This is a genomic window from Stenotrophomonas sp. 3diitr2024 (genome assembly GCF_042136455.1).
In the GTDB taxonomy this organism is placed as follows: domain Bacteria; phylum Pseudomonadota; class Gammaproteobacteria; order Xanthomonadales; family Xanthomonadaceae; genus Stenotrophomonas; species Stenotrophomonas sepilia.
The window spans coordinates 1-7,227 of record NZ_JBHHMJ010000736.1 but is presented as its reverse complement, the minus strand read 5'-3'; the positions used below and the strand labels follow the sequence as shown (position 1 = coordinate 7,227).

7 protein-coding genes are annotated in these 7,227 nt (G+C 68.0%); 6 read left to right on the top strand and 1 reads right to left on the bottom strand.

Going from position 1 to position 7,227, the window contains the following annotated elements:
• Window positions 1-557 (bottom strand): NRDE family protein (locus tag ABGA94_RS19385; RefSeq protein WP_375367950.1); only part of this gene is annotated, 557 nt, incomplete at its 3' end.
• Window positions 558-881: 324 nt separating this feature from the next.
• Between ABGA94_RS19385 and mraZ the strand changes: the two genes are divergently transcribed.
• From mraZ to murF, 6 genes are all read left to right on the top strand, one after another.
• Entirely contained in the window at window positions 882-1,328 is a 447-nt protein-coding gene (mraZ, locus tag ABGA94_RS19380; protein WP_004143635.1) for a division/cell wall cluster transcriptional repressor MraZ, read from the top strand.
• Between the two features lie 14 nt (window positions 1,329-1,342).
• The gene (rsmH, locus tag ABGA94_RS19375) at window positions 1,343-2,311 is read left to right on the top strand and encodes a 16S rRNA (cytosine(1402)-N(4))-methyltransferase RsmH (RefSeq protein WP_012479154.1); all 969 of its coding nucleotides are present in this window, start codon (window positions 1,343-1,345) and stop codon (window positions 2,309-2,311) included.
• Window positions 2,308-2,571, top strand: coding sequence for a cell division protein FtsL (ftsL, locus tag ABGA94_RS19370; RefSeq protein ID WP_005415286.1), 264 nt, complete (start codon window positions 2,308-2,310; stop codon window positions 2,569-2,571). Before rsmH ends, ftsL begins: the two co-directional genes overlap by 4 nt.
• Entirely contained in the window at window positions 2,568-4,412 is a 1,845-nt protein-coding gene (locus ABGA94_RS19365; RefSeq protein WP_005415287.1) for a penicillin-binding protein 2, read from the top strand. The genes ftsL and ABGA94_RS19365 overlap by 4 nt, the downstream gene beginning before the upstream one ends.
• Window positions 4,409-5,917: a UDP-N-acetylmuramoyl-L-alanyl-D-glutamate--2,6-diaminopimelate ligase gene (locus ABGA94_RS19360; RefSeq protein ID WP_065178759.1), complete on the top strand. Its 1,509-nt coding sequence runs from the start codon at window positions 4,409-4,411 to the stop codon at window positions 5,915-5,917. The genes ABGA94_RS19365 and ABGA94_RS19360 overlap by 4 nt, the downstream gene beginning before the upstream one ends.
• The coding region (gene murF, locus ABGA94_RS19355; RefSeq protein WP_375367949.1) for a UDP-N-acetylmuramoyl-tripeptide--D-alanyl-D-alanine ligase at window positions 5,914-7,227 on the top strand (1,314 nt) is incomplete at its 3' end. The genes ABGA94_RS19360 and murF, both read left to right, overlap by 4 nt.

The window sequence follows — 7,227 nt, the reverse complement described above, 5'->3', positions numbered from 1 at the left end:
GGGGTCAGGTCCGGGGTCAGATCCCTTTCGCGCTGCGAAAGGGATCTGACCCCATCTTCCTCAAGCCACGCCGAGAGCGCAGCCATCAACCTGCGGGTCTTCGGCCAGGGCGCGTCCAGCGCGCCGTTGGACATGCCGTGGACGCCCGGGCCAAGCGTCTGCCGTTCGGCGGGATGGTTGCCCAGGTACTCCAGGCTGTCGCCATCGGCCAGCAACAGATTGAATGGGGCGTAGGCACCCGCCACGGTTGCCAGCCGCTCGATATGCACGGCGGCCGGGTCGCGGCCGCGCAGGAAGTCGGCAACCAGCGCGCCCCGCGACGGTCCGGTCTGGGCCGCCAGCGGGTCGCGGACGTTGGTGACCACCGCCATCCGGCCCGAGGCGCCGACCCCGGCCCAGCCACCGCCGGAGCGCAGGTCGCGTCCCCCGATGACGGAGGTCTCATCCTGCCAGGGGGCCAGCGCCGCGGTGGGGCGGGCGTGGAACTCATCACGGTTGCCGGTCATTACCAGCCGCCAGCGCGGGTGGTGCATCCAGCCAAGAGCGAGCAGGCACATGGCCTCATTGTGCACCGTTTGCGCATTACGGCGCCGTTTCCGGCCAGGCCGGGATGAATGCGCGGTCGATGTTTCACGCCCCGTCCACGCCCCTGAACTTCCGTTCAATCTCAAAAATTGAGACGGATCAGCAACTTGTGGATAAGCCTTGAACAATTCTCTAAAGGTTGTTGCAAGCCATTGATGCGGCTGGCGATTTCCCTGCTGAAAAGTTGTTGACAACCCTCGGCCCGCTGCTAAGGTGGGCATCAGAGGGAAATCCGGGTGTTTTGTGGGTTTTCGTGGTTCAATGTTTCACCGGGCGAAGGACAAGGTGCAGGCGTCGTGTTCCAGGGCGAGACGGCCATCACAGTTGACGACAAGGGGCGCATGGCGGTTCCCACCGCTTACCGCGACCTCGTCGCGCGCGCCAGTAACAACCGTCTCGTGCTGACCTACAACCCGTTCGAAGCCGGCTGCCTGTGGCTGTACGCAGAGTCGGAATGGGAACGGGTCCGCGACGATGTGATGTCCAAGCCCAACACCCAGCGCGTCGTGCGCCTGTTGCAGCAGAAGCTGGTCGGCTCGGCCGCCCATCTGGAACTGGACGGCAACGGTCGCATCAGCATCCCCGCCAGCCACCGCGGTGCGGTGGGCATTGAGAAGAAGGCGGTATTGCTCGGCATGGGCGACAAGTTCGAATTGTGGAGCGAGCAGGCGCATCGGGCCCTGATCCAGCAGACGTTGTCTGACGAGGATCTGGGTGATGGGTTGCTCGACCTGAAGTTGTGAGCCGGGGTGCCCGGATGCGCCCAGAAGCGCAGACCGGTCACCTTCCGGTGTCGCAGTCGCCGGCGGTGCACCTGCCGGTCCTGTACACCCAGGTCCTTGAAGGCCTGAGGGTGATCGAAAACGGACGTTATCTGGATGGCACGTTCGGTCGTGGCGGTCATGCACGTGGCGTGCTTACCCAGCTCGGTCCCGAGGGGCGCCTGCTGGTCATGGACAAGGATCCGGAAGCCATCGCCGTTGCCGAGCGCGATTTCGCGCCGGATCCGCGCGTGTCCATCTTCCGTGGCAGCTTCGCCCAGCTGCTGCAGTGGGATGCCACGGCCGAAGGCCTGGACGGCGTGCTGTTCGACCTGGGCGTGTCGTCGCCGCAGCTGGATGTGGCCGAACGAGGCTTCAGCTTCGGCAAGGACGGCCCGCTGGACATGCGCATGGACCCGGACAGCGGTGAAAGCGCCGCGCAGTGGATCAACCGCGTCGAAGAGCGCGAGATCGCCGACGTGCTGTGGACCTATGGCGAAGAGCGGCAGAGCCGGCGCATCGCCCGCGCCATCGTGGCCCGCCGCGAGAAGCAGCCGTTCTCCCGCACCGCCGAACTGGCCGAGCTTATCGCCTCGGTGATGCCGCGTGGCAAGGACAAGATCCACCCGGCCACGCGCAGCTTCCAGGCCATCCGCATCCACATCAACCGCGAGCTGGCAGACCTGGAAGCGGGGCTCGATGCGGCGGTGGAACGGCTCAAGCCCGGTGGCCGTCTGGCGGTGATCAGCTTCCACTCGCTGGAAGACCGCATCGTCAAGCAGTACATGAACCGCCTGGCCAAGGCGCCACCGGCCAACCGCCGCCTGCCCGAGGCCGTTGCGTTCGTGCCGACGCTGGACCTGATCGGTGGGGCCATCAAGGCCACCGACGAAGAGCTGGCCGCCAACCCGCGCGCCCGCAGCGCGGTGCTGCGCGTGGCCCAGAAGCGGGAGGCCGACGCATGAGCCGGTTGCTGCTGATCATCCTGTTGGCCTGCACCGTGGCCTCGGCGATCGGCGTCGTGTTCGTGCGTCACCGTCATCGGCAGACGTTCATCGAGCTGTCGCGCGCCGAGCGCAAGCGCGATGACATCAACCTGGAATTCGGCCGCCTGCAGCTGGAGCAGGCCACGTTGGCCGAAGCCAACCGTGTCGATCGCATCGCCCGCGAAAAGCTCGGCATGAAGTTCCCCGAGGCCGCCGACATCGTGGTGGTGCGCCCATGAGCAAGGCCGGTCGCAATCGTCCACGCAATGCCTTCAACCTGCGCCAGCGCCTGCGCTGGGTCGCGCTGGCGCTCGGCCTGTGCTCGGTGTCGCTGGTCGGCCGCGCGGCCTACGTGCAGATCATCAACAGCGACTTCTACCAGCGCCAGGGCGAGGCCCGCTATCTGCGCGAGCTGCCGATCAAGACTTCGCGCGGCATGATCACCGACCGCAACGGCGAGCCGCTGGCGGTGTCCACGCCGGTTGCCTCGATCTGGGTCAACCCGCAGGACCTGCTGCGTTCGCCCGAACGCATCCCCGAGCTGGCCCAGGCGGTCGGCATGTCGGTGGATGAGCTGAGCAGCCGCCTGTCGCAGAAGTCGGACAAGGAATTCATGTACCTGCGTCGCCGGATCAATCCGGACGAGGCAGAGAAGGTGGTCGCGCTGAAGATTCCGGGCGTGGCCGCGCAGCGCGAGTTCCGCCGCTTCTACCCGCAGGGTGAGGCGATGGCGCACGTGCTGGGCTTCACCAACATCGATGATCGCGGCCAGGAAGGCCTGGAACTGGCCTTCGACGAATGGCTGCGCGGCAAGCCCGGTGCGAAGCGGGTGATCCGCAACCGCAAGGGGGAAACCGTCGAAAGCGATCTGCTGCGTGCCGCTGAGCCGGGCAAGGACCTGACCCTCAGCATCGACCGCCGCATCCAGTACCTGGCTTTCAAGGAGCTGCGCAACGCGCTGGTGGCCAACAAGGCGGCCGGTGGTTCGATGGTGATCATGGACGTGACCACCGGCGAGATCCTGGCCATGGTCAACCTGCCGACCTACAACCCGAATTCGTTGACCGGCGCGATCCCTGATACGCGCCGCAACCGTGCGGTGACCGACCTGGTCGAGCCGGGTTCGACGATGAAGCCGCTGACCATCGCCACCGCGCTGCAGGCCGGTGCGGTGACCAAGGACACCATCATCGACACCAACCCGGGCTACATGACGCTGGGTCGCTTCACCATCCGCGACGTGCCACGCAACAACGGCGTGCTGAACGTGACCGGCGTGATCACCCGCAGTTCGAACGTGGGTGCAGCCAAGGTTGCGGCGAAGATGCCGGACCAGACCTTCTATGACGGCGTGCGCCGCTTCGGCTATGGCTCGGCGCCGCACAGCGGCTTCCCGGGTGAATCGGCTGGTGTGGTGATGCGTCCGGCGCGCTGGTCGGGGACCACCAAGACCACCATGTCCTACGGCTACGGCCTGTCGGTCACGCCACTGCAGATTGCCACCGCCTACTCGGCGCTGGCCAACGGCGGGCGCCTGATCGCGCCGACCTTCGTCAAGGGCCAGCGCAACGAAGGCCAGCAGATCATCGACGAGAACGTCGCCAGGCAGGTGGTGGCGATGATGGAAACGGTGGTCACCCAGGGCGGCGCCAAGCAGGCGGCGGTGCTGGGCTACCGCGTGGCCGGCAAGACCGGCACTGCACGCAAGGCTGGCCCGGGCGGTTACGAGCGCGGGCATTACAACGCGCTGTTCGCCGGCGTGGTGCCGGCCACCAACCCGCGCTTCGCCACCGTCATCGTCATCAACGATCCGCAGGCCGGCAAGTTCTACGGCGGCCTGGTGTCGGCGCCGGTCTATCACAACGTGATGGAAGGCACCCTGCGCCTGATGGACGTGCCGCTGGATGACCTGCAGTCGTGGCTGGCCGCACAGCAGTCGGGCAAGGTCGGCCATTCGGCCTCGATCCTGCCCGCACCGCCGGCCGAGACCGCGCTGCCGGTCGATGCCGCCGCTGAATTCGATGCTGCGCTGCCGAGCGCGCAAGCCCAGACGCCGCCCGTTACGGGAGGCACGCAATGAGTCCTTCGATGTTGCTTTCGCAGTTGCTTCCGGACGTGGCCCTGGCGGGCCATGATCCCGTTCTGACCGGCCTGGTACTGGACAGCCGCGCCGTGCGCCCCGGCAATGCCTTCGTCGCGATCGCCGGCTTCGGCGCGCATGGGCTGGGCTTTGTCGAGCAGGCCCGTGCGGCCGGTGCCAGCGTCATCCTGTTCGAGCCACCGGCACCGGCCGAGCTGCCGGCGCCGGCCGATGCGATCGCCGTGCCGGGCCTGCGGGCGCGCATGGGGGCGATGGCCGACCAGTTCCATGGCGCGCCGTCGCGGGCGATGGCGATGGTCGGCGTGACCGGTACCAACGGCAAAACCTCCACCGTGCAGCTGCTGGCCCAGGCCTGGCACCTGCTCGGAACGCCCAGTGGCAGTATCGGCACGTTGGGCGCCGGACTTTATGGTGCGGTCGAGCCGACTGGTTTCACCACGCCGCTGGTGCTGCAGATGCATGCGCTGCTGGCACAGCTGCGCGACGCCGGTGCGCGCGCGGTGGCGATGGAAGTCAGCTCGCACGCGCTGGACCAGGGCCGCGTGGATGCCGTGCACTACGACGTGGCGGTGTTCACCAACCTCACCCGCGATCATCTGGACTACCACGGTGACATGGCCAGCTACGGCGCGGCCAAGGCGCGGCTGTTCCATCGCCCGGGCCTGAAGGCGGCGGTGGTCAACCTGGACGACGCCTTCGGTCGCCAGCTGTTCGCTGGCCTGCCTGCTGGCGTGCAACCGATCGGCCTGAGCTCGCGCGCTGCCGCTGACGCCAGCGTGCGCGCCGAGGCGCTGCAACTGGATGGACGCGGCATTGCCTTCGAGCTGGTCATCGACGGCCAGCGTGCTGCGGTGCAGTCGCCGCTGCTGGGCCGCTTCAACGTGGACAACCTGCTGGCCGTGGCCGGTACTCTGCATGCGCAGGGCCAGCCGCTGCCGCGCATCGCCGAAGTGCTGTCGGCGCTGCAGCCGATCCGTGGCCGCATGAACCGCCTGGGTGGTGAAGACGGTCTGCCGACCGTGGTGGTCGATTACGCCCATACCCCGGACGCGCTGGAGCAGGCGCTGGACAGCCTGCACGGCCATCTGCAGGGCACGCTGTTCTGCGTGTTCGGCTGCGGTGGCGAGCGCGATACCGGCAAGCGTCCGCAGATGGCGGCGATTGCCGAGCGCCTGGCCAACCAGGTCATCGTCACCGACGACAACCCGCGCGGCGAGGATGGCGACGTGATCGTGGCCGACATCCTGGCCGGCTTCCAGCACGCCGATGCCGTGACCGTGCAGCGCAACCGCGCGCGTGCGATCGGCCTGGCGGTGAAGCGTGCCGGTGCCGGCGACATCATCCTGATTGCCGGCAAGGGCCATGAGCCGTACCAGGAAGTGAATGGCGTGCGCCATGACTTCGACGACACCGAAGTGGCTGCGGCTGCACTGGCGGCCAAGGCCGGTGTTCTGCAGGCAAAGGCCGGGGAGGGCGCCGCATGAAGCGCACCCTGCTTTCGCTGATCGCACACTGGGCCGGCGGCGAGATCCATGGCGACGACGTGGCCATCGATGCAGTCAGCAATGACACCCGTAGCCTGGGCCCGGGCAGCCTGTATGTGGCGCTGCGCGGCGAGCGTTTCGACGGCCATGACTTCGCTGCCGACGCGCAGGCGCGCGGTGCCAGTGCGCTGCTGGTCGAGCGGCTGCTGCCGATCGAGCTGCCGCAGGTACTGGTGGCCGACAGCGAGCTGGCACTGGCGAAGATCGCCACCGGCATGCAGCGTGACCGTGGCACCGAGGTGTTCGCGATCACCGGCAGCAATGGCAAGACCAGCGTGAAGAGCCTGCTGCTGTCGATCCTGCAGCAGGTGGCCCAGCACGCACACAAGGTGGTCTACGCCAACCCGGGTAACCGCAACAACGAGATCGGCCTGCCGCTGGCGGTGATCGACGCGCCGGAAGATGCCGACTACGCCGTCTACGAGATGGGCGCTGGCAAGCCTGGCGATATCGCCTACCTGACCGACATCGCCCGCCCGCGCTATGCGCTGGTCAACAACATTGCCCCGGCACACCTGGAACGCATGGGCAGCCTGCTCGGCGTGGCGGTGACCAAGGGCGCGATCTATGCCGCGCTGCCGGCCGATGGCGTGGCGGTGATCAACGCCGACGATGCCTACGGCCGCTGGTTCGAGCAGCACTTTGTTGGTCGCCCGCAGCGTTGCCGCGTGCTGCGCTATGGGCTGGAACACTCGGCGGACGTGACCGCGCGCGACATCCGCGCCGGTGCACAGGGCAGCCAGTTCACCCTGGTCGCCCCGACCGGCGAAGCCCGCGTGGTGCTGGGCCTGCCGGGTCGCCACAACGTCAGCAATGCGCTGGCCGCCGCCAGCCTGGTGCTGGCGGCCGGTGTCGATCTGGCGCTGATTGCGGCCGGTCTGGCCGAGGCGCAGCCGGTACCGGGACGCCAGATTGCCCATCAGCTGCGCAACGGCGCGGTGCTGGTGGACGACAGCTACAACGCCAATCCCGGCTCGCTGGCTGCGGCCATCGATGCCCTGGCCGCTGCCCCGGAAGAGGGCTGGCTGGTGCTGGGTGACATGCGCGAGCTGGGCCCGGACGCCGAGGCGCTGCATGCGCAGGCCGGCATCCGCGCACGCGCCGCCGGCCTGAAGCGCCTGTACGCGCTGGGCCCGCTCAGTGCCGCCGCCGCCACCGCCTTCGGCGACGGCGGCCGTCATTTCGCCACCCACGACGCGCTGTCGCAGGCGCTGAAGGACGAGCTGCCCGCCGGCGTGGGGGGGGGGGGG

Bases quoted from the DNA above. Each gene is read 5' to 3' on its own strand.
- ftsL (WP_005415286.1), top strand. From the start codon at position 2,308: ATGAGCCGGTTGCTGCTGATCATCCTGTTGGCCTGCACCGTGGCCTCG.
- rsmH (WP_012479154.1), top strand. From the start codon at position 1,343: ATGCGCCCAGAAGCGCAGACCGGTCACCTTCCGGTGTCGCAGTCGCCG.
- ABGA94_RS19360 (WP_065178759.1), top strand. From the start codon at position 4,409: ATGAGTCCTTCGATGTTGCTTTCGCAGTTGCTTCCGGACGTGGCCCTG.
- ABGA94_RS19365 (WP_005415287.1), top strand. From the start codon at position 2,568: ATGAGCAAGGCCGGTCGCAATCGTCCACGCAATGCCTTCAACCTGCGC.